General features: G+C 59.0%; 26 protein-coding genes and 1 tRNA gene. 17 read left to right on the top strand and 10 right to left on the bottom strand.

The annotated features are described in order from the left end of the window. Positions 1-441: 441 nt before the first annotated feature. On the bottom strand, positions 442-1,212 hold the full coding sequence (locus tag M2360_RS03680; protein WP_280772999.1) for a hypothetical protein: 771 nt from the start codon (positions 1,210-1,212) through the stop codon (positions 442-444). A 49-nt stretch (positions 1,213-1,261) separates the two neighbouring features. Continuing rightward, a complete protein-coding gene (locus M2360_RS03675) occupies positions 1,262-1,738 on the bottom strand; it encodes a hypothetical protein (RefSeq protein ID WP_280772998.1) in 477 nt (158 codons plus the stop codon). A 54-nt stretch (positions 1,739-1,792) separates the two neighbouring features. Between M2360_RS03675 and M2360_RS03670 the strand changes: the two genes are divergently transcribed. The 3 genes from M2360_RS03670 (at position 1,793) to M2360_RS03660 (ending at position 3,932) form a co-directional block, all read left to right on the top strand. Then, positions 1,793-2,044 carry a hypothetical protein gene (locus tag M2360_RS03670; protein WP_280772997.1) on the top strand — a complete coding sequence of 84 codons (252 nt, stop codon included), beginning with the start codon at positions 1,793-1,795 and terminating at the stop codon, positions 2,042-2,044. A 55-nt stretch (positions 2,045-2,099) separates the two neighbouring features. Further along, the gene (locus tag M2360_RS03665; protein WP_280772996.1) at positions 2,100-2,621 is read left to right on the top strand and encodes a hypothetical protein; all 522 of its coding nucleotides are present in this window, start codon (positions 2,100-2,102) and stop codon (positions 2,619-2,621) included. A gap of 198 nt (positions 2,622-2,819) precedes the next feature. Further along, the gene (locus M2360_RS03660) at positions 2,820-3,932 is read left to right on the top strand and encodes a tyrosine-type recombinase/integrase (RefSeq protein ID WP_280772995.1); all 1,113 of its coding nucleotides are present in this window, start codon (positions 2,820-2,822) and stop codon (positions 3,930-3,932) included. 19 nt (positions 3,933-3,951) lie between these two features. Here M2360_RS03660 and M2360_RS03655 read toward each other — a convergent pair. Continuing rightward, positions 3,952-4,041 (bottom strand) — tRNA-Ser (locus M2360_RS03655). A 257-nt stretch (positions 4,042-4,298) separates the two neighbouring features. On the opposite strand from M2360_RS03655, the gene M2360_RS03650 reads away from it, so the two are divergent. From M2360_RS03650 to M2360_RS03640, 3 genes are all read left to right on the top strand, one after another. After that, entirely contained in the window at positions 4,299-4,631 is a 333-nt protein-coding gene (locus M2360_RS03650) for a hypothetical protein (protein ID WP_280772994.1), read from the top strand. A 64-nt stretch (positions 4,632-4,695) separates the two neighbouring features. Continuing rightward, positions 4,696-5,343 (top strand): peptide-methionine (S)-S-oxide reductase MsrA, encoded by a 648-nt coding sequence (gene msrA / locus M2360_RS03645; protein WP_280772993.1) that lies wholly within the window; start codon positions 4,696-4,698, stop codon positions 5,341-5,343. A gap of 224 nt (positions 5,344-5,567) precedes the next feature. Continuing rightward, the gene (locus tag M2360_RS03640; RefSeq protein ID WP_280772992.1) at positions 5,568-6,563 is read left to right on the top strand and encodes a BMP family ABC transporter substrate-binding protein; all 996 of its coding nucleotides are present in this window, start codon (positions 5,568-5,570) and stop codon (positions 6,561-6,563) included. An 88-nt stretch (positions 6,564-6,651) separates the two neighbouring features. On the opposite strand, the gene M2360_RS03635 is transcribed toward M2360_RS03640, so the two are convergent. After that, positions 6,652-6,867, bottom strand: a complete 216-nt coding sequence (locus M2360_RS03635; RefSeq protein WP_280772991.1) for a SlyX family protein — start codon at positions 6,865-6,867, stop codon at positions 6,652-6,654. 112 nt (positions 6,868-6,979) lie between these two features. Here M2360_RS03635 and M2360_RS03630 point away from each other — a divergent pair, with 112 nt between their 5' ends. Genes M2360_RS03630 through deoA form a run of 5 tightly spaced genes read left to right on the top strand, consistent with a single transcriptional unit; the run spans position 6,980 to position 12,338 of the window. Next, complete coding sequence (locus M2360_RS03630) at positions 6,980-8,515, top strand: ABC transporter ATP-binding protein (RefSeq protein ID WP_280772990.1); 1,536 nt, start codon at positions 6,980-6,982, stop codon at positions 8,513-8,515. Then, complete coding sequence (locus M2360_RS03625; protein WP_280772989.1) at positions 8,512-9,645, top strand: ABC transporter permease; 1,134 nt, start codon at positions 8,512-8,514, stop codon at positions 9,643-9,645. The genes M2360_RS03630 and M2360_RS03625 overlap by 4 nt, the downstream gene beginning before the upstream one ends. 2 nt (positions 9,646-9,647) lie before the next feature. After that, positions 9,648-10,619, top strand: coding sequence for an ABC transporter permease (locus M2360_RS03620; protein ID WP_280772988.1), 972 nt, complete (start codon positions 9,648-9,650; stop codon positions 10,617-10,619). A 1-nt stretch (position 10,620) separates the two neighbouring features. Next, entirely contained in the window at positions 10,621-11,016 is a 396-nt protein-coding gene (locus M2360_RS03615) for a cytidine deaminase (protein ID WP_280772987.1), read from the top strand. Positions 11,017-11,030: 14 nt separating this feature from the next. Then, on the top strand, positions 11,031-12,338 hold the full coding sequence (gene deoA / locus M2360_RS03610; RefSeq protein ID WP_280772986.1) for a thymidine phosphorylase: 1,308 nt from the start codon (positions 11,031-11,033) through the stop codon (positions 12,336-12,338). On the opposite strand, the gene M2360_RS03605 is transcribed toward deoA, so the two are convergent. From M2360_RS03605 to M2360_RS03580, 6 genes are all read right to left on the bottom strand, one after another. After that, positions 12,331-12,834: a TIGR02281 family clan AA aspartic protease gene (locus M2360_RS03605; protein WP_280772985.1), complete on the bottom strand. Its 504-nt coding sequence runs from the start codon at positions 12,832-12,834 to the stop codon at positions 12,331-12,333. The genes deoA and M2360_RS03605 overlap by 8 nt on opposite strands. 131 nt (positions 12,835-12,965) lie before the next feature. Beyond that, positions 12,966-13,595, bottom strand: coding sequence for a uracil phosphoribosyltransferase (upp, locus tag M2360_RS03600; RefSeq protein WP_137155219.1), 630 nt, complete (start codon positions 13,593-13,595; stop codon positions 12,966-12,968). Between the two features lie 127 nt (positions 13,596-13,722). Beyond that, positions 13,723-14,955 carry a phosphopentomutase gene (locus M2360_RS03595; RefSeq protein WP_280772984.1) on the bottom strand — a complete coding sequence of 411 codons (1,233 nt, stop codon included), beginning with the start codon at positions 14,953-14,955 and terminating at the stop codon, positions 13,723-13,725. Between the two features lie 79 nt (positions 14,956-15,034). Beyond that, positions 15,035-15,628, bottom strand: coding sequence for a pilus assembly protein (locus M2360_RS03590; protein ID WP_280772983.1), 594 nt, complete (start codon positions 15,626-15,628; stop codon positions 15,035-15,037). Further along, a complete protein-coding gene (locus M2360_RS03585; RefSeq protein ID WP_280772982.1) occupies positions 15,621-16,232 on the bottom strand; it encodes a pilus assembly protein in 612 nt (203 codons plus the stop codon). The genes M2360_RS03590 and M2360_RS03585 overlap by 8 nt, the downstream gene beginning before the upstream one ends. Before the next feature lie 110 nt (positions 16,233-16,342). Continuing rightward, a complete protein-coding gene (locus M2360_RS03580) occupies positions 16,343-16,741 on the bottom strand; it encodes a pilus assembly protein N-terminal domain-containing protein (protein ID WP_280772981.1) in 399 nt (132 codons plus the stop codon). A gap of 555 nt (positions 16,742-17,296) precedes the next feature. On the opposite strand from M2360_RS03580, the gene M2360_RS03575 reads away from it, so the two are divergent. The 6 genes from M2360_RS03575 (at position 17,297) to M2360_RS03550 (ending at position 22,009) form a co-directional block, all read left to right on the top strand. Further along, positions 17,297-17,479, top strand: a complete 183-nt coding sequence (locus M2360_RS03575) for a Flp family type IVb pilin (protein ID WP_280772980.1) — start codon at positions 17,297-17,299, stop codon at positions 17,477-17,479. Between the two features lie 33 nt (positions 17,480-17,512). Then, complete coding sequence (locus M2360_RS03570) at positions 17,513-18,028, top strand: prepilin peptidase (RefSeq protein WP_280772979.1); 516 nt, start codon at positions 17,513-17,515, stop codon at positions 18,026-18,028. Positions 18,029-18,543: 515 nt separating this feature from the next. After that, the gene (locus M2360_RS03565; protein ID WP_280772978.1) at positions 18,544-18,720 is read left to right on the top strand and encodes a Flp family type IVb pilin; all 177 of its coding nucleotides are present in this window, start codon (positions 18,544-18,546) and stop codon (positions 18,718-18,720) included. Between the two features lie 209 nt (positions 18,721-18,929). Beyond that, positions 18,930-19,754: a Flp pilus assembly protein CpaB gene (cpaB, locus tag M2360_RS03560; RefSeq protein ID WP_280772977.1), complete on the top strand. Its 825-nt coding sequence runs from the start codon at positions 18,930-18,932 to the stop codon at positions 19,752-19,754. A 47-nt stretch (positions 19,755-19,801) separates the two neighbouring features. Next, positions 19,802-21,307 (top strand): type II and III secretion system protein family protein, encoded by a 1,506-nt coding sequence (locus M2360_RS03555; protein WP_280773085.1) that lies wholly within the window; start codon positions 19,802-19,804, stop codon positions 21,305-21,307. 12 nt (positions 21,308-21,319) lie between these two features. Next, positions 21,320-22,009, top strand: a complete 690-nt coding sequence (locus M2360_RS03550) for a CpaD family pilus assembly lipoprotein (protein WP_280772976.1) — start codon at positions 21,320-21,322, stop codon at positions 22,007-22,009. Positions 22,010-22,045 lie beyond the last annotated feature (36 nt).

Genomic DNA, 22,045 nt, shown 5'->3' with positions numbered 1-22,045 from the left:
TTAAGTCATTGCACTTACAACCCCTAACTTTTCAACGAAGTTAACTACGCTGAATCCCTGAATTTAGTGGAGTTCGGCACTCGACCACATACGATCGTGGTCAATCGTGCCAAGGTGCTGCGCAATGGCGCGGCAGTGTTTGGGAGGGAGGCGCAGCACGGGGGCGCGAGCGCGAGACCGTTCTTCTATTGAGCTGTTTGACTGACGAAAAAGCGGCATATCGCGAGAATGTGGCGCGATGCGCAATGCTATCAAGAAGTTGCGGTAGAGCGCTGATTTGGTCTTTATAGATTGGGACTTACACAAATAATCCGATGCGGCTAACGAGCTAATTCCCGAACCGAGCCTGGATCGGCAGTCGCATGGCAACAATTGGTCCAGAGCCAAGATTTGCTTTTTGGACCGAAATCTTATCAGAAGCCGGAACAGACGTGAAAACGTCTACTGCAAGTCAACTGAATGCTGGGTCCCCCTATCGGTATAATTTTTAGTACCCGCCCCCCAAGTTGTGCCGGCAAACAAGATTGCGTTAGCTATTGTTCCAACAAAAATAAATAAATTACTATCAGGATTGCCTCGCCAAAAATAGACAAATTGATCACCGATGTCAGTATTTTTGCGTGAAGTTTTAACAACGTTCGGCAAATTACGCGCCGCGTACTCAATAAGTGGCATCGCCCGTTGGTTAGCTGCACTAGTATACATCGTGTGGATATAATTTTCAGCCGGGAGTATGGTCCCCATATGCTTGTAGTATAATGCGCACATCAATCTTCTCGTAAATTTTTCAAAATCCTCATGCTGCGTCTTTGGAATCTTAACAAGTTCGAAGTCTGCAACTTCCTTACCAATAAATTCTTGTAGTCCAAGCGAGCGAAGGGCTCTGCGCATCTGACCTGGTCGCGCGACCTTGGTAGGAAGGTTATCAATATTATTGTTACGCACTCCCTTTAGTAGTTTTATGTATTGTGGTGAAAGTGTTTTTGCAGAGAGATCAGTCATATGAAGATAGAGTGCCACAGACTGTTCTAGTCTTCCTGCAGAATTATTGCATTTGGCGCATGCCGGAAAATCGTATCCTTCTGGTCCGACTTTATATTTGAAGCACTCGCGACTTGGCACATGATCAACTGTATCTGCAGCATGTCCGCAGAAGTAACAGTTCGGGTGCTCTCGTTTAAACTGCTCTTTCCGTTGTTTTGATCTACCCATTCAGACCCTCAGAATGCGGGAACAGTCCCACGCATAGACACGGCCTCCACTAAATCAGTTTCCTAAATTCCTCATAGTCCGCAATAGTAGTTTTCAGTTTAGACAACAAATCTTCAAAATAGGCGCTATTTTCTTCGTGATTTGTCAAAGCCTCATCAAAAGGTATGTCCTGTTTCATTTCGTATGCACCAGCAGTAAGTTCGCGAATTGTTATCAATAGATTAGTGAGTGTCACACTTGAGTGGCCCATTTCAAGTGCGATCTGTTTTATTTCCTTATTGCGATAACCGACATTACCAATAAATTCATTCAGATGTTGTGTAAGGTCCGTAAGTGCCGCCGCGTGCGCTTTCATGGCTGTATATGTTGGGGTTAGTTTGGCGTCTAACATTAGGCCAATTTTGCATAAACGTCGAATTGCCTCCGATCTAGTCGAGATTCTATTTTGGAAGCGCCACGCATCGATCGCCTCCAATTCCTCGTTGGAGAGCATCATAGGAACTCTGTTTTCTCTCGGCTTGACCATCATTGCTCTCAGAAAAAATCGGCACAAAAAGCACAAGTGCATATTGACTAAAACGTGCCGAAGATCAATAACGTAAAAATCGGCACAAAAAGCGCCGATTGTGCTTGTTTGTCGAGGATTGAAGCGATGAAGGCGAAGACAGAAAGGGTTCCTGTCATGTTTGACAGAGGGCTGGTTGAGCGAATTGACGAGTACAGTTACCTCAACAGGATCAGGACCCGTGCGGAAGCGATCCGCCACTTGATCAATGTCGGTCTGGCGGGTGGTTGCGTGAAAACCGAAAAGGGCACTGAAGCAGCGGCCTAGGAACCCGCTTCAGCGCCCTTTTTCTAAACACATCCCTTGGACAAGGAGTATTAAAATGCAGGTGCTTTCTACACCCAAAGCTCCCGAAAATGCAAGCCCTTCAGCGGGTATACTGCGTCGTGATGTCATGGTCGGCGTTCTCGCCGCTACGGCGGCGGCGATGGCAGCTCCAGCGCTCGCCGCCGGGTCTGCAAATATGCAGATCTCTGGCGATCGGGTATCAGATCAGCTCGCTATGGATCTCGATGCCTGGAAGGATATCCGCGCCGAGAAAGACGCCGCGCTCGATGTCACTGATGCGCTTCTAGATCTGTTGAATGCAGATCGAAATTCGACGGCGGCAAGGGCCGCTTATGATGAGTCCGACAAGAAACTGGATGCGCTCTACAATGTCATGTGGGGCATAGAGGAGCGGATCATCAAGTTTCCCTGTCGCACAGCAGCGGACGCCGCAGCGAAGGCGCGCTTCATTCAGGTGGTAACCGAAGGTGATGATATCTGCGCTTATGGCTGGATGATGTCCGAGATCCTGCAATCCATGCTCGGGCTTGCGCCAGAGCAGATGCACTCGGCGTGAGGGTGGCTATGAATCACACAGCCATACCGCGAAGAGGGGCAGCATTCGCACAAGCGGACGTGACGCGGGCTATCAAGGGCGCTGAAAAAGCGGGCTTTGAGGTCGGAGAAATCATCTGCACCCCTAAGGGAATCCGAATCATTGCCGCCGGCCATTCCTCGCGCGCGAGGGCGGATCACAACCCATGGGATGAGGTCTATGACGACGAATAGGCGCGCCCGCTCGCCCTTGCCCAAGCATGTCACTGCGTCGCGCGATCGACATGGCAAGATCCGGTTGCGTTTTCGAAGGGCCGCATTCAGTTGCTACCTGAAATCGGCCTTTCCGTCCGACGCCTTTGACGCTGAGTATCAGGCCGCCCTCAAGGGCGAGAAAGCGGCGCGGGGCGAGATCGGTAAAAAGCGCAATCCGACCGGGAGTTTCGCCGCGCTGATTGCGTCTTACTATGGCTCGCCAGAGTTTCGCGGTTTGTCTACCGCGACACAGTCCACCTATCGAAACATTTGCGAGACAATTCGGCGGCTCGATGGGGAGAAGCCCGTTGCACAGCTGCAGCGCCGTCATGTGAAGAGCATGATTGGCAAGCTGAGCGAAACTCCGGCAGCAGCGAATAACCGGCTTCGGATGCTCCGCATCCTCTTGCGTCATGCACTGGATCTCGAATGGATCAAGACCGATCCGACCGCGAAGATGAAGGGCTATAAGAAGAAGACGGACGGCTTCCACACATGGACGGAAGACGAGATCGCGGCTTTTGAGGCTCGGCATCCGATCGGAACGACCGCGCGCCTTGCCATGACGCTTATGCTCTATTTGGGGCAGAGGCGCGGTGACGCGGTGCAGCTCGGTTGGCATTTGGTATCGGGAACCCGGATCAAGGTTCGGCAGGAGAAAACGAAAGCACGCCTTGAGATCCTGATGCACCAGTCGCTGATTGAGGCGATCGAGCATATTCCGCGCGATCAGAAGACGTTCATCGCGACATCCAAGGACGAACCCTACTCAGCGGCAGGCTTCGGCAACTGGTTTCGCGACCGCTGTGACGAGGCTGGTCTGCCTCACTGTAGTGCGCATGGCCTTCGCAAAGCGGCGGCGAGGCGACTGGCTGAGGCGGGCAACAGCGCCAATTACATCGCCGCCGTAACGGGCCATCAATCCCTCAAAGAAGTTGAGCGCTACACGCGGGCGGCGGATCAGAAACATATGGCTGATGCGGCAATCGAAACGATGCCCGCACGGTCGGACAAACAGCAACAATTGTCCAACGCGGCGGCGGAGTTGGACAAACAAGCCGATAAGGAATTGAATTAATGAGGAAAGTTGTAGGAAATGGCGGACAGAGAGGGATTCGAACCCTCGGTACGCTTTCACGTACACACGCGTTCCAGGCGTGCGCCTTCAACCGCTCGGCCACCTGTCCTTCACCCTGAGAGGGCGTCGCGAAGCGCTTGATTTGGACCGGTTTCGTCCGACGCGTCGTTCGGGCGGGATCTATACCGATGCTGTGGCGATAATCAACCCTTCATGACAGAATTTTGATGCGGAAAATGAAGGCGATGGCGGGGCGGCATTGAAAGTCGGGGCGCGGACCGCTACTTCTTGGGCTCGGAGCGGAGAAAGCCCGGTCGAGATGGCCCGGCGCAGGACAGCTTTGCGGAGAAAGGTCCGGGTGGCGGCATGCTGCTGGTGTTGCGATTCGCGAGTATGGTGTTGCTGGCCTCAGCCGTGATTGCCGGCGTGATCGATTCGATCCAGTCGGTGGCGGCCAACAGTGTGATGATTACCTCGCTCGGCAATGCTTTGTTCGGCCTCTATCCTGATGTGGTGCTGGAAGCCGAGCTCTATGTGCAGTCGCATCTGTCCGACTTCATCTGGGACGATGTCATCGCCTGGCTGCTGACCCAGCCCGCATTCGCCGTGTTTCTGTGCCTGGCGCTGATATTCTATCTCGCCGCCTATCGTAGTCCGATCGCTGCGGCCAAATTGCCGTCGCGCCGCAGGTTTGGCTGAGAATATCGCGGCCCGCGGCCTCTGGCGCCGCTTTCGATATATCGAACAAGGAAAGGACAAGACCATGTTCCTGATCGACATGTTCAACAAGAAGACCGTGATGCCCGACCCCGCCCATGCGCTGCCGGGACGGGAGACTGAAATGCCGACCGCCGAGACTCATTTCGTCAACGGCCAGCCGCTCAAGGGGCCTTATCCCGAGGGAACGGAGAAGATCCTGCTCGGCCTCGGCTGCTTCTGGGGCGCCGAGCGCCTGTTTTGGAAGGTTTCGGGCGTGCATGTGACGGCGGTCGGCTATTCCGGCGGCTTCACCCGCAACCCGACCTATCAGGAGACGACGACGGGCCTGACCGGCCACACGGAAGTCGTGCTCGTCGTCTACGACCCCAAGATCGTTTCGCTTGAGCCGCTGCTGAAACTGTTCTTCGAGGAGCATGATCCAACCCAGGGCATGCGCCAGGGCAACGATATCGGCACGACCTATCGTTCGGCGATTTATGTCTATAGTGACGAACAGAAGCGCGTGGCGGAAGCGCTGCGCGACGCTTATCAGTCCGCTCTGGACAGAGCGGGCCGCAAGGCGCGCATCACCACCGAGATCGCTGATGCCGGTCCCCTCTACTTCGCCGAGGACTATCATCAGCAATATCTCGCCAAGAATCCTGGTGGATATTGTGGATTGAAGGGGACGGGCGTCGCCTGCGTCGCCTAGAAAAAACCGACTGTGTTTGGAGCTATCCTTTTGAATTCGTGAGATAATGCAGAAGGACAGCTCGATTTTTACCAATTGAAAAATTTTTGGTGAATTTTTCCCCTAGCCATGCAAGGATGCCCGGCGCTCCTCCTCAAGAGGGAAAGAGGCAGGGCCGCTAGTTGAGAGCCGTTAGAGGGGTCTCCGGCTAATTCCGAAAACTGTGAGGCAACAGGGAAAGAACAATGAAAAAAATCCTTTTGACACTGATGGCGACGGCGTCGATGGCCGCATCCGCTTTCGCCGCCGATGTAAAGCCGGCGATCATCTACGATCTGGGCGGCAAGTTCGACAAGTCGTTCAACGAAGCCGCCTATAACGGCGCCGAGAAGTTCAAGGCCGATACCGGCATCGCCTATCGTGAATTCGAAATCGCCAACGACGCCCAGCGCGAACAGGCGCTGCGCAAATTCGCCGGCGACGGCAACAATCCAATCGTGGTGGCGGGCTTCTCCTGGGCCGCTGCGCTCGAAAAGGTCGCGGGCGAATATCCCGACACCAAATTCGCCATCATCGACATGGTTGTAACAGGCAAGCCGAACGTCAAGTCGATCGTCTTCAAGGAACAGGAAGGCTCCTATCTCGTCGGCGTGCTCGCCGCGATGGCGGCCAAATCCGGCAAGGTCGGCTTCGTCGGCGGCATGGATATTCCGCTGATCCACAAATTCGCCTGCGGCTATGTCGGCGGCGTGAAGTCGGTCAACAAGGACGCCGAAGTGTTCCAGGCCTATACCGGCTCTGATCCGAGCGCCTGGAACGACCCGGTCAAGGGCGGCGAAATCGCCAAGTCGCAGATCGCCCAGGGCGCTGACGTGGTTTACCACGCTGCCGGCGGCACCGGCGTCGGCGTTCTCCAGGCTGCAGCAGAAGCCGGCAAGCTCGGCATCGGCGTCGACTCCAACCAGAACGGCATGCAGCCGGGCAAGGTGCTGACCTCGATGCTGAAGCGCGTCGACGTGGCCGTCTACAACTCCTTCAACGACGTCAAGACCGACAAGTTCGTGGCCGATATCCAGAATCTCGGCCTGAAGGAAGAAGGCGTCGGCGCCGCCATGGACGACAACAACAAGCCGCTGATCACGCCCGAAATGCTGGCGGCGGTCGACAAGGCCAAGGCGGACATCATCTCCGGCGCCGTGCAGGTGCACGACTATATGTCGGATGAAAAGTGCCCTTATTGATAGGCTGACTATAGAGAGACCCGTCCTGGCTTGCGTCGGGACGGGTCTTTTTTGGGATGAAAACCCTGCGGATGAACGGGGCTGACAATCAATAATGGGGCGGCGTGGCGATAACAGGCGCTTCGAGCGTGGCGTCTTCGAGCGCCCGGAATTGCTCGGTGAGCCGTTCCACGCGGAATTGAAGCTGGTCGATGATTTTCCATAGCCCGGCGATCTCCCCGGACAGATCTTCGATCGTCCGGCTCTGATGCGCGATTGTTTCCTCGAGCAGCGTCACACGGGCCGAAAGGTCTTCGTCGCTCATGGTGTTTTCTCCGTCGCTGTCCGGCGAAAGCCGCTGGACAGGCGTCCCAAACCTCAACACTATCGTCCAGAAAGCCGCGCCCTGATGGCCGGCCGTTCCGATATGGGCTGTCATGAGCGAATTTGCAATTGAACTCAAGGGCATCGACAAGAGTTTCGGCCCCGTCCACGCCAACAAGAATATCGACCTCAAGGTCCGCAAAGGCGCCATCCACGGCATAATCGGGGAGAACGGCGCCGGCAAATCCACCCTGATGTCGATCCTCTACGGCTTCTACCAGGCCGATAAGGGCGAGATTCACATCAACGGCCAGAAGGCCCATATCAAGGATCCGAGTGCGGCGATCTCCGCCGGCATCGGCATGGTGCATCAGCATTTCATGCTGGTCGAGAATTTCACCGTGCTCGAGAACATCATGCTCGGCGCCGAGGATTCCCCCATTCTCAACAAGGGTATCGCCAAGGCCCGCGCCGAGCTGAAGCGGCTTGAGCAGGAATATGAGATGGAGGTCGATCCCGACGCCACCATCGAGGAGTTGCCTGTCGGCATCCAGCAGCGCGTCGAAATCCTCAAAGCCCTGTTCCGCGGCGCCGAAATCCTCATTCTCGACGAGCCCACGGGCGTGTTGACGCCGGCCGAGGCCGATCATCTGTTCCGGATCCTGGCGCAGCTCAAGGAGCAGGGAAAGACCATCATCCTGATCACCCACAAGCTGCGCGAGATCATGGCGATCACCGACGAGGTCTCGGTCATGCGCCGCGGCGAGATTGTCGCGACCCGCAAGACGGCCGAGACGACGGTGGAGGAACTGGCCGAACTGATGGTTGGCCGCCGCGTGCTGCTGCGCGTCGAGAAGGGCGAGGCCAAGCCAGCCGACGTCAAGCTGTCGGTGCGCAATCTGACCGTCAGGGACAGCCGTGGCGTGACGATGGTCGACGACGTGTCCTTTGATGTGCGCGCAGGCGAAATCGTCGGCATTGCCGGCGTGGCCGGCAACGGCCAATCGGAACTGATGGAAGCCATCGCCGGCATGCGCCGGGCGCTCACGGGGAGGGTGGAGCTCGGCGGCAAACCCGTCGACGTCACCGGTCACGGAGATCCGGCCGAATTGCGCCGCCGGGGCCTCGCGCATGTCTCGGAAGACCGCCACCATACCGGCCTGGTGCTGAAATTCGAGGAGGCGGAAAACGCCATTCTCGGCTATCACAACGCGCCGCAATATACGAAGGGCTGGCTGCTCGACATCGACGCGATCCGCAAGGACGCCGAAGCCAAGATCGCCCAATATGATATTCGCCCGCCCAATCCACGGCTCAAGACCGCCAATTTCTCCGGCGGCAACCAGCAGAAGATCGTGCTGGCGCGTGAAATGGAGCAGAATCCCGACGTGCTGATCATCGGTCAGCCGACGCGCGGCGTCGATGTCGGCGCCATCGAATTCATCCATCGCCGCATCATCGAGATGCGCGACGCCGGCAAGGCCATCCTGCTGGTCTCGGTCGAACTCGACGAGATCCGCTCGCTGTCCGACCGAATCCTGGTGATGTTCGCCGGCCGCGTGGTGGGCGAGCGCAGCCCGGATGCGCCTGAAGGGGAAATCGGCCTGCTGATGGCGGGCGTCGAAGACAAGAAGGAGGCAGCCGAATGAGCGCGCCCTTTGCCAAACTGCCGAATTGGGCCGAATATGGCCTGATCCCGCTGCTCAATCTCATCGCGGCCTTTCTGATCTCGGGCCTCGTCGTGCTGTTCGTCGGCGAAAATCCGCTGCGCGCCGCCGAACTGATGATCACCGGCGCCTTCGGCTCCGGCGAGGGCGTCGGTTATACGCTGTTCTACGCCACCAATTTCATCTTCGCTGGCCTCGCCGTGGCGGTCGCCGCCCATGCCGGCCTATTCAATATCGGCGTCGAGGGCCAGGCCTATATCGGCGGCATCGGCGTGGCGGCAGCCTGCCTGATGTTCGACGCCACGCTTCCCTGGTATGTGGTGTTTCCGCTGGCGATCGTCGGCAGCATCGCCACCGGCGCGCTCTGGGCGCTGGTGCCGGCTTGGCTGCAAGCCTATCGCGGCAGCCACATCGTCATCACCACGATCATGTTCAACTACATGGCCAACAGCCTGATGCTGTGGATGCTGATCAATGTCTTCAAGCCCTTCGGCTCCATGGCGATCCAGTCGCGCACCTTCGAGGCCGGCGGACAATTGCCCAAGCTCGATTGGCTTCTGGCGATCTTCGGCCTCGACAACCGAAATTCGCCGTTCAATCTCAGCTTCCTGCTTGCGCTGCTCGCCTGCTATCTCGTCTGGCTGCTGATCTGGCGCACCCGGCTGGGCTATGAAATGCGCACGCTCGGCCATTCCTCGGGCGCTGCGCGTTACGCCGGCATTTCGGAAAAGAAAATCATCATCGTCACCATGCTGATTTCCGGCGCGCTGGCAGGCCTGCTCGCGATCAATTCGATCATGGGCGACCAGTTCCGCGTGCAGCAGGAATTCGTCGCCGGCGCTGGTTTCGTCGGCATCGCCGTGGCGCTGATGGGCCGGTCGCATCCGGTTGGCATCATTCTCGCGTCGATCCTGTTCGGCATGCTCTATCAGGGCGGCGCCGAAATCGCCTTCGAGATGCCCAATATCTCGCGCGACATGATTGTCATCATCCAGGGTCTTGTCATCCTGTTCGCCGGCGCGCTGGAGCATCTGTTCCGTCCCGCCGTCACTATTACCTTCGCCCGCATGCGCCGCGGCGGCGCGCCCACGACCGAAGCTGCTGGAGGCTGATCATGGAAAATATCGATTGGTGGGTCTCCATTCTCCAGGGCACCATCCGCATGTCGGTGCCGTTGATCCTGACCGCGCTCGCCGGTCTCTATGCCGAGCGTTCCGGCGTGGTCGATATCGGGCTTGAGGGCAAATTGCTTGCCGCCGCCTTCGCCGGCGCCTCGGGGGCCGCCGTGACCGGCTCCGCAGTCCTCGGCATTGCGGCCGCCATCCTGTGCGCGGTGGCGTTCTCGGCGGTTCATGGCTATGCCTCGATTTCCCAGCGCGGCAATCAGGTTGTGTCCGGCACGGCGATCAATTTTGTCGCCATGGGCGGAACCGTCATCATCGGCCAGGCCTGGTTCAACATGGCCGGCCGCACGCCGTCGCTGGCGGGCGATGCGAAACTGCAGACGGTGCAACTGCCTTTTGCCGCCGAAATCGGCCAGATTCCCGGCCTCGGCGTCATCTATGAGCGGCTGCTCTCGGGCCATCATCTGCTGACTTACTTCGCTTTCGCCATGATTCCTTTCACCTGGTGGATTCTTTACCGCACGCGCTTCGGCCTTCGGCTGCGCGCAGTGGGCGAAAATCCGGGCGCGGTCGACACCGCCGGCATCTCGGTCACCCGGCTGCGCTACATGGCGGTGCTGCTCGGCGGCGTCTTTGTCGGCCTCGCCGGCGCGTTCCTCTCCATGGCGGTCAGCGGCGGCTTCACCAAGGGCATGTCGGCGGGCAAGGGCTTCATTGCGCTCGCAGCCCTGGTCTTCGCCAACTGGAAGCCGAAGAACATCCTGCTCACCTGCCTGCTGTTCGGCTTCCTGGAGTCGCTCTCCATCGCCATGCAGGGCCAGCCGGTGCCGCTGGTCGGCGAGATCCCGGTGCAGCTCTGGACGGCGCTGCCCTATATCCTCACCGTCGTATTGCTCGCGGGCTTCATCGGCAAGGCCATGCCGCCCAAGGCGGCCGGCGTCCCCTATGTGAAGGAGCGTTGACATGTCGCTGGATCAGCTGTTCGAGGCGGCCAAAGACGCCATGGGCAAATGCTATGCGCCCTATTCCAAATTCCCCGTCGGCGCGGCCATCCGCGCCGAGGACGGTATGATCTACAAGGGCGCCAATATCGAAAACCTCGCCTTTCCGCAGGGCTGGTGCGCCGAATGCACGGCCATCGGCGCAATGGTCATGGGCGGGGCCAAGAAGATCGTCGAGATCGCTGTGATCGCCGAGAAGATGGCTCTCTGCCCGCCCTGTGGCGGTTGCCGCCAGAAGATCGCCGAATTCGCCGATCGCGACACCCGGATCTATCTTTGCGATGAAACAGGCGTAAAGAAGACGATGACGATGGACGAATTGCTGCCGTTCAGCTTCGACACCGACGTCATCGGCTGAAGGAGTAAATCCGCATGATCCCGCAGGAAGTGATCCGCGCCAAGCGGAACGGCGAGACATTGCCGCCCGCCGTCATCTACGACTTCGTCAGCGCGCTTTCGCGCAACGAGATCTCCGAGGGACAAGTGGCGGCCTTCGCCATGGCGGTGTGGTTTTCCGGCATGACCGCCGAGGAGACCGTGGCGTTGACGCTGGCCATGCGGGATTCCGGCGATGTGATGTCCTGGCCGGATCTCGATCGACCCGTCGGCGACAAGCATTCGACCGGCGGCGTCGGCGACAATGTCTCTCTGATGCTGGCGCCGATCGCGGCTGCCTGTGGTCTCGCCGTGCCGATGATTTCAGGGCGCGGCCTCGGCCATACCGGCGGCACGCTCGACAAGCTGGAATCGATCCCGGGCTATGACATCTTTCCGAGCAAGGAACGTTTTTCCGAAATCGTTCGGGGTGTCGGCTGCGCCATCATCGGCCAGACCGGCGAGATCGCGCCCGCCGACAAGCGCCTCTACGCCATTCGCGACGTCACCGCGACGGTGGACTCCGTGCCGCTGATCACTGGCTCCATTCTATCCAAGAAGCTGGCGGCCGGTCTGCAATCTCTTGTCATGGACGTGAAGACCGGTAACGGCGCCTTCATGCAGTCGCTGGAAGAGGCCGAAACGCTGGCCCGCTCGATCGTCGACGTCGCCAATGGCGCGGGCGTGAAGACCACGGCGCTGATCACCGATATGAACGAACCGCTCGCCGATTGCGCAGGCAACGCCGTCGAAGTCGCCCATGCCATGGAATTTCTCGAAGGCGGCAAAGCCGGTACGCGCATTCATGCCGCCGTCATGGCCTTTGCGGCGGAGATGCTGGTCAATGCCGGCCTTGCCGCCGATCTCGGCGAGGGGGAGCGACGTGCGGCGGAGGCCTTGGCGTCCGGGCGGGCCATGGAGGTCTTCGGACGCATGGTTCATGCCCAAGGCGGCCCAGTCGATTTCACCTCTTGCTGGCGCGACCAGCTTCCAAAAGCGCCAGTGATCCGGCCTGTTCCGGCGCCTAGGTCGGGCTTTGTGGCCGGCTTTCATACGCGGGACGTCGGACTGGCGGTGATTGGCCTCGGCGGCGGTCGCATCCGACCGGAAGACATGATCGATCACCGCACCGGCTTCACCGCTATCATTCCTGTGGGCGGGGAGGTTTCGGCTGGCGAGCCGCTCGCCTTCGTGCACGCAGCGGACGAAGACACGGCGGCTGCAGCCATTGCCGCTTATGTCGATTGCGCCACGATTGCCGATGCGGCGGAGGCGCAGCCCGTCGTCTACAAGCGGATCAGTTGACCAGCCGCATTTCGCTTTTGTCGGCGGAATAGGAATCGAGTTTGCGCATGAAGCTCATGCCGATCAGCGGCGAGGCGAGTTTACGGCCCCTGAGAACGAGCGCATCGACATTGCGCACTTGCACTGTTCCGATTTCGACGGACCGCAATTGAATGCGCGCCGCCTTGGCGGGGCCGTTGGCGGTGTCCACCTGATAGCGGAAATTCAGCTCATTGCCGCCATAGCCGAGATTTCGGGCGTCAGCCTCGTTGATCGTGACAAAGGTTGCGCCCGTGTCGATCAGCGCGTCCAGCGGCTTGCCGTTCAGCCGGAAGCGGCCTTCGAAATGTCCGGCGTCGTTGGTTTTCAGGACATAGCTCCGCGATGGCGACGCTGCGGCGTTGATTGCCGCAGTCTCACCGTCCGACGCGTATTTTTTGGTCGGATTGATCATGGTCGGCACGTTGACGGCCACCACGATCACCGAAGACCATATGAGGAGCGCGCGCCCGATCATGCTATTCTCCAATGCCTATAGGGAGATCACACTAGGGCGCATTTGCTAATGGATGTGTAAAAAGAAAGGCGCCGGGCGGCGCCTTGCAGGCTTTTTCGAGAAAAGCGTTAAATCCGACTTAAAATATTCGGTCACTTCGTTCCATACATGCGGTCGCCGGCGTCGCCGAGACCGGGAACGATATAGCCCTTCTCGTTGAGATGGCTGTCGATCGAGGCGGTGTAGACGGGCACGTCCGGATGGAAGGCGTGGAAATTCTTGATGCCTTCCGGCGCCGCCAGCAGACACAGGAAGCGGATATTGGTCGCGCCGCGCTCCTTGAGCTTGTCGATGGCGGCGATCGAGGAATTGCCGGTCGCCAGCATGGGATCGACCACGATCACCAGGCGCTCGTTGATGTCCTCGGGAGCCTTGAAGTAATATTCGACCGGCTTCAGCGTTTCATGGTCGCGATAGACGCCGATATGAGACACGCGCGCCGAGGGCACGAGATCCAGCATGCCTTCGAGCAATCCGTTGCCGGCGCGCAGAATGGATGCGAAGACCAGTTTCTTGCCTTCGAGGATCGGCGCCGTCATCGGCACTAGCGGCGTTTCGATTTCTTCATAGGTGATTTCGAGATCGCGGGTGACTTCATAGCAAAGAAGCGTGGAGATCTCGCGCAGCAAGCGGCGGAAGCCGGCGGTCGAGGTTTCCTTCTTGCGCATGATCGTGAGCTTGTGCTGCACGAGCGGATGATTGATGACTGTCACGCCGTCCATGTCGGAATGCCTTTTCTTGTTCTCTTGTCTGCTGTCGGCCGAGTTTTTTCACGATGGCGGCGGCCCCGCAAGCGCCCATTTCGCCTTTGCCCTGTCATCCCCATCAAAGAGGCGGAAATCAGGCTTTTCAGCCCGCCTTCGGCCAGAATCCCGCCCCATGCGATCCAGCCTCGATGCCGAGGATTTGCGCGATTGTTTCGCCGATATCGGCGAAGCTCCTGCGCACGCCATGCGAGGCGGGGCGGACTGACGGGCCAAACATCAGCACCGGAACCTGTTCGCGCGTATGATCGGCGCCGCGCCAGGTCGGATCACAACCGTGATCGGCCGTCAGGATGGCCACGTCGCCTTGCTTCATGCGCGCTGCGAATTCCGGCAGTCTGGCGTCGAAGGATTCAAGCGCCGCGGCATAGCCCGCGACGTCGCGGCGATGGCCATAGAGCATATCGAAATCGACGAAATTGGCAAAGACGAGATCGCCGTCCTCGCATGTGTCCATGACGCTGAGCGAAGCGTCGAACAGCGCCATGTTGCCATTGGCCTTGGTCAGCGTCGAGACGCCCTGATGGGCGAAGATGTCGCCGATTTTGCCCACGGCGTGAACCTTGCGGCCCGCCGCGACCAGCCGATCCAAAAGCGTGGGTTCGGGCGGACGCACAGAAAAATCTCGGCGATTGCCGGTTCGTTCAAAGCTCTCGGCGTTGTCGCCGGTAAAGGGGCGAGCGATCACACGGCCGATATTCATCGGATAGAGGATCTGTCGCACGGCCTCGGATAGCGATATCAGGCGGTCGAGGCCGAAACTCTGCTCATGCGCGGCGATCTGGAACACCGAGTCCGAGGACGTATAGCAGATCGGTTTGCCGGTCCGCAGATGCTCCTCGCCGAACCGGGCGATGATCTCGGTGCCCGAGGCATGGCAATTGCCGAGAATACCGGGCAGATCGGCGGCCTGGCAAATCTGCGCCACGAGTTCTGGGGAAAAGGCGTCGCCTTGCGTCGGGAAATAGCCCCAGTCGAACATCACGGGCGCGCCGGCGATTTCCCAATGACCCGAGGGCGTGTCCTTGCCCCTGGATGTTTCCTGGGCGGCGGCGAATGCGCCGAGCAGACGGGTCGCATGACCCATGCCGGCCGGCAAAGCGCCGTTTGCGGCCTCATAGGCGTGCAAAAGGCCGAGGCTGGTTAGATGCGGCAGCAGGAGCGGACCTTCACGAAGGCCGGCGCGGTCTCCGGCGCCTGCCGCGCAGAACTCCGCGATATGACCGAGCGTGTCGGCGCCGAGGTCGCCATATTGCTCGGCGTCGGGGGCGTTTCCGATGCCGAAGGAATCGAGCACGAAGAGAAAGGCGCGGGCCATGCGGATCCTGTGAGGGTGAAGGCGAAACTCTTGCCGTCAGTTAAGCGGCCCCATCGCCCTTGGCAAGAAGGGCTCTGCCTCAGGAGCAGTCGCCGCAGGGAATTTCGTCGCCCAGCCTCTGCTTGAAATAGAACTCCCGGTTGAGCGTGATGCTGCGCGTCGATCTGTCGAAAGAGCCTGCGCTGGTCATATAGAGGAGGATTTCATGGGGAAGCGACACTTCCGCCCTGATCAGAAAGCTCGACGGCGTTTTCAGATCTTCAGGCGCATCGACCTGGCTGCCAGTGGCGTAGGGCGCATGGCCATCCTGATCCCAGGACCAGAGCACGCTGGCGTTGCCGGCGCTGTCGACCGAAACGCCGGTGATCTTCAGGCCCAGACCTTCGGTGCTGTCGGGAGACAGCGTCGCCCTTGCCGCGTCTATCATCTCCGCGAGCGAGGTCTTGCTGACCGAGTTCTGGCGGGCCACGGCGTCGGCCACAGTGCTTGCCGCCTTCAACACTTTCGCAGACGCCGAATAGGCGGTGGTGAGTTCGTAGGAACTCAGATAGAGCGCGATCAGCACCGGCATAAGGAAGGCGAATTCTATCGCGCTCACGCCGGAGTGATCGCCCAGCAGGCGCTTGAACTTCCGGACATGCCTGACCCAAATATTGCTTGCGCGCTCATTCATAATCTTCGTTCTCGAAAACAGCGGTGGCCACGATCAGGAACTGAGTGGGGATGGTTTCTCCCGATGGCCTGAGATTGGCGACATAGGGGCGCACGAGATCCGTGATGACGCCCCAGCGATAATAGGCGCGCAGCATGTTCTTGCTGTCGGCGCCGCCGGGGGAAAACGCGAAATCGGTTGTGTCGAGGTCCGAATAGGCTTCGGTCGAGACTTTGGGCACTTCCAGCGGCATATCGGAATAGCTGGCGAACTGCCGCAGATCGACATAGAGTTTTGACGGCTGGGTGGCTTCGTTGTCGTCACACATATGAAAGATGGAGATTTCCTCGCAAAAAGCCTGGCGAAACTCCGCCTCCGTCAAATCCGTCGATTTGCCCTGGCCGAACGTGATCTCACCGGTGCGGATCTTGCGGGACATCGTGTTGACCGCGTTGCTGACGAGTTGTTCGCCCGCAAAGGCGGTGAAGGTCTCGAAGATCGCAAACACCAGAATCGTAAATGGCAGAATGAGGATCGCGAATTCGATCGCGGCTGCGCCATCCGTGGCGCGTGCAATCCTGCCCAAGGCGCATCGCGCCATCTTCAGAGGCTTGTCTCCCAGCATCGGAGCCCTTCATCGTCATCATGAACGTGCCGATGATAGGCTAAGCGATTTAAGTCCGGGTTTTTCGTCTCCGCGAAATTTTAACGATTTACCCAAGGGTTTGGAAAGGCTCAGTCGCCGGTGCTTGCGGTGATAGCCTGATTCTGTTCGCAGGCGGGCGTGCAGGAGAACACCGTGCGTTCTGTCTGTCTGAACAACCTCAACGTGTTGTCTTCGTCGATGGAAACCAGAATCCGCTCGTCGAGCATGGCCTCGCCGGAGGCGTCGAGCAACACGATATTGGTGGCGCCGTAGGTCTTGCCAGTCAACACGATCGTCTTGGCGTCTGCGACTGTCGCGTCGGCGATTGCGGCATTGCCGACGATCACCTTGGCCACGGGACGATCGAGTTTCAGGACCTTCGCATGATTGAGGAAGACCTTCATGACATCGTCGTCGGCTTGCGCGGTCGACGCGCCGAAGGCGACGATGAAAGTTCCAAGCAAAGCGAAGAGAGCCGGCAAACGCATAGTCACATCCGATCATGGCGCGATTTCAGTGAAATTATGCGTCGAAAGGGTAAATGGGCGCTTAACGGATCCGCTGGCTTTTTCACAAATGCATCCGAGCCGCGCTACGAGGAGCCATAGCGGAACCTTCGGGACGAACGGCTGGTTGAAAAAAATAGCCCGAGTTTTGCCGCCCAACACCGCCCAAATCGCGATATGGATGTCATCGTTAACCAAATATCTAAAGCGGAAGTAAACAATGTCGGCCTAGCTTCCGGTTGCGTCGTTCGGTGCGGCTGATGTCTGATCCCCCAGAGAGGAAAATGTGCCTCGCCTCTTCCGGAGATAGATCCTGGATGAAGCTGGCGCCGCAGCGCATCGGGAATGCCTTGAACGACAGGTGGGCAACCTGTCGACAAAGTTCAACCTGAACAGATTTGAACTGGGTTGATGCCAATCGAATGAAGTCCCTATGGTTGCGGCCTGGACATGGTTTGCGTGTTTCCGCGATTAAGGAAAACGCAATCAAGGTGATCTAGGGTCGCAACGGATCGTTGAATATCGGAAGGTAAGCGAATGACAAAGCTGATCGGGCGTTTCCTTGCCGACAAGACGGGTGCGACCGTAGTAGAGTACGGATTGATCACCGCTATCATCAGTGTCGCTTTGCTCGGCGGTCTCGGCACCTTCGCCAATAGGCTGAACGGCCAGTTTCTGGGAATCACGAACACGATCAGCAATGCCTGGGCGGACCAGTAATTCCAATCTGACGAACAGGAAAGGAAAGACGTCATGCTGATAGCCGCCGTTCTGGTGATTTTCCCGCTTTGCATGGCCATGGCCGCGACGAACGACTTTCTATCCATGACGATCCCCAACCGCCTGTCGGTTATTCTCGTGGCGTCATTTCTGTGCATCGCGCCTTTCTCGGGGTTGAGCGCCATCGACCTTGGTTGGCATCTTCTGACGGGCGTCGTTGTTTTTGCCGCAGGTTTTGCGCTGTTCGCGCTCCGGGTCATGGGCGGCGGCGATGCGAAGATCCTTGCGGCCAGCGCCATATGGTACGGCTGGACAGACGCGACAGTCGCCTATTTTGCCTATGTCGGCCTTTTCGGCGGACTTTTGGCGGTGATCGTGCTTTTGCTGCGCGCCAACGCCAATTTCATCATCCTGTCCGGATTGCCCGTGCCCGCCACCATGATGCAGGCGAACAAGGTTCCCTATGGCATCGCCATCGGCGCCGCCGCTTTCGCAACCTTCCCGCAATCGCCCATGTTCCAAAGCATCGTCGGAATCTTGCCGAGCTGATCGCCGCCTTTCACCTGCGCTCCGCCGGCCCCTTCGCACGCGGAATCAGGCGCTGAAGGCTTGCTGCGCGGGGTTCGGCCTCTTTCCCATCATTTTCAGCGGGGCCCTGCGGGCGCAGATGTCGTCGGCGGCGGCTCTTGGGCATTTGTTAAATTCCGTCCCACATCGCTATCGGCAACCACGGAGACTGTCTCGCATTTGGACAGCATCCGTCGCGCGGCGGTTTGACCCTGTTTTCTCAACGATCACCTTCTCGACAGGGCATGGGCCGTTTTCCGCCCCAAACCGCCTGATAACCAGCGGATGGCGTGGAGGAACGGAGGAGGTTTCAAAAGACTCGAAATTTACCGACCACTTTTTCAAATGATTCACCACAAGAAATAGCATGACGTTGTTCAGGAAATTTTAACCGCGTCTGTTAAGCCGACCGCAATCAGCTGGCGGCTAGGGTGTGCCCATCCGATCGACGGCAACAGTTGACGGACGTGCTGAAGCCCATCCCAAAGGAGACAATGATGTCCTCGATTTTTTCTCGCTTCATGAATGACGAGTCTGGCGCTACCGCCATCGAATACGGCCTGATCGCTGCCCTGATCTCCGTCGCGCTGATCACCGGCGCTGGCACTCTCGGCAATGCTCTTGACAACCAGTTCAACAACCTGGCGACCCATCTGAACGTATCGGCTAGCTGATTTTGATCTGATCCAGCCGGTCATGTCGATGACGCAACGAAAAGCCCGCCCCCTCAGGCGGGCTTTTCCATTTTTGGTTGCCGGCTGTTTCTGACTGCCGGCGCCGAAAGCTTTCGTTTACCAGTCTTGTAGTTCTTTCGTTAACTATAATTACACCAATTCCTGATCATTCTGCGGATGGAAATTCACCCACTCGCAGGGACTATGGAATGAAACCCGCCCGTCTGATCATTCTCACTGTCGCCGTCCTCGCGGCCGGCGCGGCCGCCTTCATGGCCTTGAACCTGAGGCGCGGAGAGACGGTCGTCCAGATGCAGTCCGAAACGGTGATCCAGAAGGAACCCGTCGTGGACGTGCTGGTGGCCTCGGCCAATATGCCGATCGGCGCGCGGCTCAACGAAGAATCGATGAAATGGGTTGGTTGGCCGCAAGACGGCGTCGTCGAAGGCTTTATCACCGTCGAAAAGCGCCCGGATGCGCTCAAGGAACTCAAAAACGCCATCGTGCGCATGCCGATCTTCGAAGGCGAGCCAATCCGCCCGGAAAAGATCGCGGATCCCGCCGGGGCGATCATGTCGTCGCTCCTGCCATCCGGAAAACGCGCCGTCGGCACGGAAATCTCCGTGTCCACCAGCGCCGGCGGCTTCATTTTGCCGAATGACCGCGTCGACGTGATCATGGTCAAGAAGTCCGATGAAGGTGCCTATGACACGGAAACCATTCTGAGCAATATCCGTGTTCTCGCCATCGATCAGGAAATCCAGGAAAAGGAAGAGGGGCAGAAGACCGTGGTGGGAACCACCGCGACCCTCGAGCTTACGCCTGATCAGGCGAAAGTGATCTCCGTGGCCCAGCAGATGGCCGATCGACTGACGCTGGCGCTGCGGTCGGTGGCGGACGCGCAGGAGCCGGATTCGGTGGTCGCCAAGCATTTGCTCTCCGGCGAGGCGGGCGAAGGCTCGGTCCAGGTGATCAAGTCCGGCGTCATCCAGAAGCTCAGCACAAGCCAAGTCCCTGAAAACGACAGTCATTGACCGGGAGCGGAACCGTGAGATTCAACAACAAGAAAATCCTTCTGCCGATGACCGCCGTGCTGAGCTTCTCGCTCGGCTTCGCTGGCGTTCCCGGGACGCCGCTTCTGAAAATGGGCGACGCGTTCGCCGCGACACAGTCGATCTATAAAATCTCCCAGGTCGGGCCCGGCGTGAGCAAGAGTATGAAGCTGGGGCTGAACAAGGCGATCGTCATCGATTTGCCGGTTGACGCCCATGACATTCTGGTCGCCGATCCATCGATCGCCGACGCCGTCACCCGCACGTCCACGCGGCTCTACATCTTCGGCAAGACCGTTGGCCAGACCAATGTGTTCATCTTCGGGTCAGGCGGCGAGGAACTGGTGACGATCGAGCTCGAGATCGAGCGAGACATCACAACCCTGCAGCGGCAGCTCAAGCGTTTCCTGCCAGACTCCGACATTCAGGTCGAGATCATCTCGGACAACATCGTGCTGTCGGGAACTGTCCGCACGCCGCAAGACTCCGCCCAGGCCGAGCGGCTGGCGCAGATCTTCGTCACAGGCGGCGAGGCGACGACCCGCAATATTTCGGCGAGCTCCACATCGGCGACCGGGGACTCCTCTGTCGCGCTGTTCAACGAAGCGCGCCAGGAATCGCAAATCGTCAACATGCTGACGATCGAGGCGGAAGATCAGGTGACGCTCAAGGTCACCGTGGCCGAGGTTAGCCGCAGCGTCGTCAAACAGCTCGGTTTCAATACATCGATTTCCGGCGACAATGGCGGCATCGCCTTCCAGAATCCGACCAATCTCGGCGGCTCCGTCAATTGGCGGGCGACCGCCAACGCGGCCGGCTCGATCGGGTCGCTCGATCTGTCCACCTACGTCAACGCCATGGAGCAGGCGGGCGTGATGAAGACTCTCGCCGAACCAAGCCTGACCGCCATTTCCGGGGAACAGGCGAAGTTCTATGTCGGCGGCGATTTCCGCATCGCCTCGAGCCAGGACATCGACGAAGACGGCGGCGTGACCCGCGAATATTCCTCGGTCGAATATGGTATCCGTCTGAATTTCAAGCCAGTGGTGCTGTCGCCCGGCCGCATCTCGCTCAAGGTCGAGACGGAAGTGTCCGAACCGACCTTTGAAGGCTCGGCCTCCATGGCGACGCGAGAAAATGTGCCCGGTCTGACCTATCTCGGCATCCGCAAGCGCGAGGCGTCGACGACCGTCGAGCTTCCCTCGGGCGGCTCCATCGTGATCGGCGGTCTTGTGCGCGACGAAGTCCGGCAGGCGATGTCCGGCAATCCCGCGCTCGCGCAGATCCCGATCCTCGGCACGTTGTTCCGTTCGCGCGATTTCCAGCGCAACGCCACCGAACTGGTCATCATCGCCACGCCCTATCTCGTGCGTCCGGTCGAGCGTTCCAAACTCGGCCGTCCCGATGACAACCTCGTCCCCGAGGGCGATGTCGCCATGTATTTCCTCAATCGCGTCAACAAGGTCTACGGCCTGCGCGAGACGACCAAGACCCCTGGCCGCTACAACGGCGCCGTCGGCTATATCTACAAGTAAGGATTTCGAGCGATGACGACTTCTTCGACCAAGCGCCAGATCCGCAACGCTCCCCGCCTCCGTCGCGGCGGCGGCTTTATCCTGGCGCTCGCCGCCGCACTGTTGGCCGCCTCCTGCGCTTCGAAGAGAGACGTGCAGACGACGGGCTCGATTCCGGACGACTATCGCACCCGCCATCCGATCACCCTCGCCGAGGTCCGCCATGAGCTCGACGTGCCCTTGGGCGCCGGCGAAGTGGGCCTGACCTCCGCCGCGCGCGACCTGATCCGCGGATTCGCGCAGGACTATTCCAATGCCTCCAAGAGCACGATGTCGGTCGCCATTCCCATTGGGGCCGCCAATTCCGCCGCCGCGCATCGGGCCAGCGGCGCAATCCGGCAGGCGCTCGCCGAATATGGCGTCAAGCCGCAACGGATCGTGATGTCGAGCTACGCCTCGTCCTCGCCGGATGCTTCGGCGCCGGTTCGGCTGAGTTTCGTCGCGGTCAAGGCTGTCACGCATGGCTGCGGACAATGGCCGACCGACCTCTTTGGCCCCAGCCTGCGCGACAACGAGAATTGGGAAAATTTCGGCTGCGCCAGCCAGCAAAACCTGGCGGCCCAGATCTCCAATCCCACCGATCTCGTCGGCCCGCGCGGCATGAGCCCGATCGATGCGGAACGGCGCGCCACCGTGATTTCCACCTATCGCGACGGGGATTGAGTCGCATGAGCGGCCTCCTCCCTGCCCAATCTGAAA

This window comes from Rhizobium sp. SG_E_25_P2 (genome assembly GCF_029892285.1).
GTDB lineage: Bacteria > Pseudomonadota > Alphaproteobacteria > Rhizobiales > Rhizobiaceae > Rhizobium_E.
This window is presented reverse-complemented; position numbering and strand designations above follow the sequence as displayed.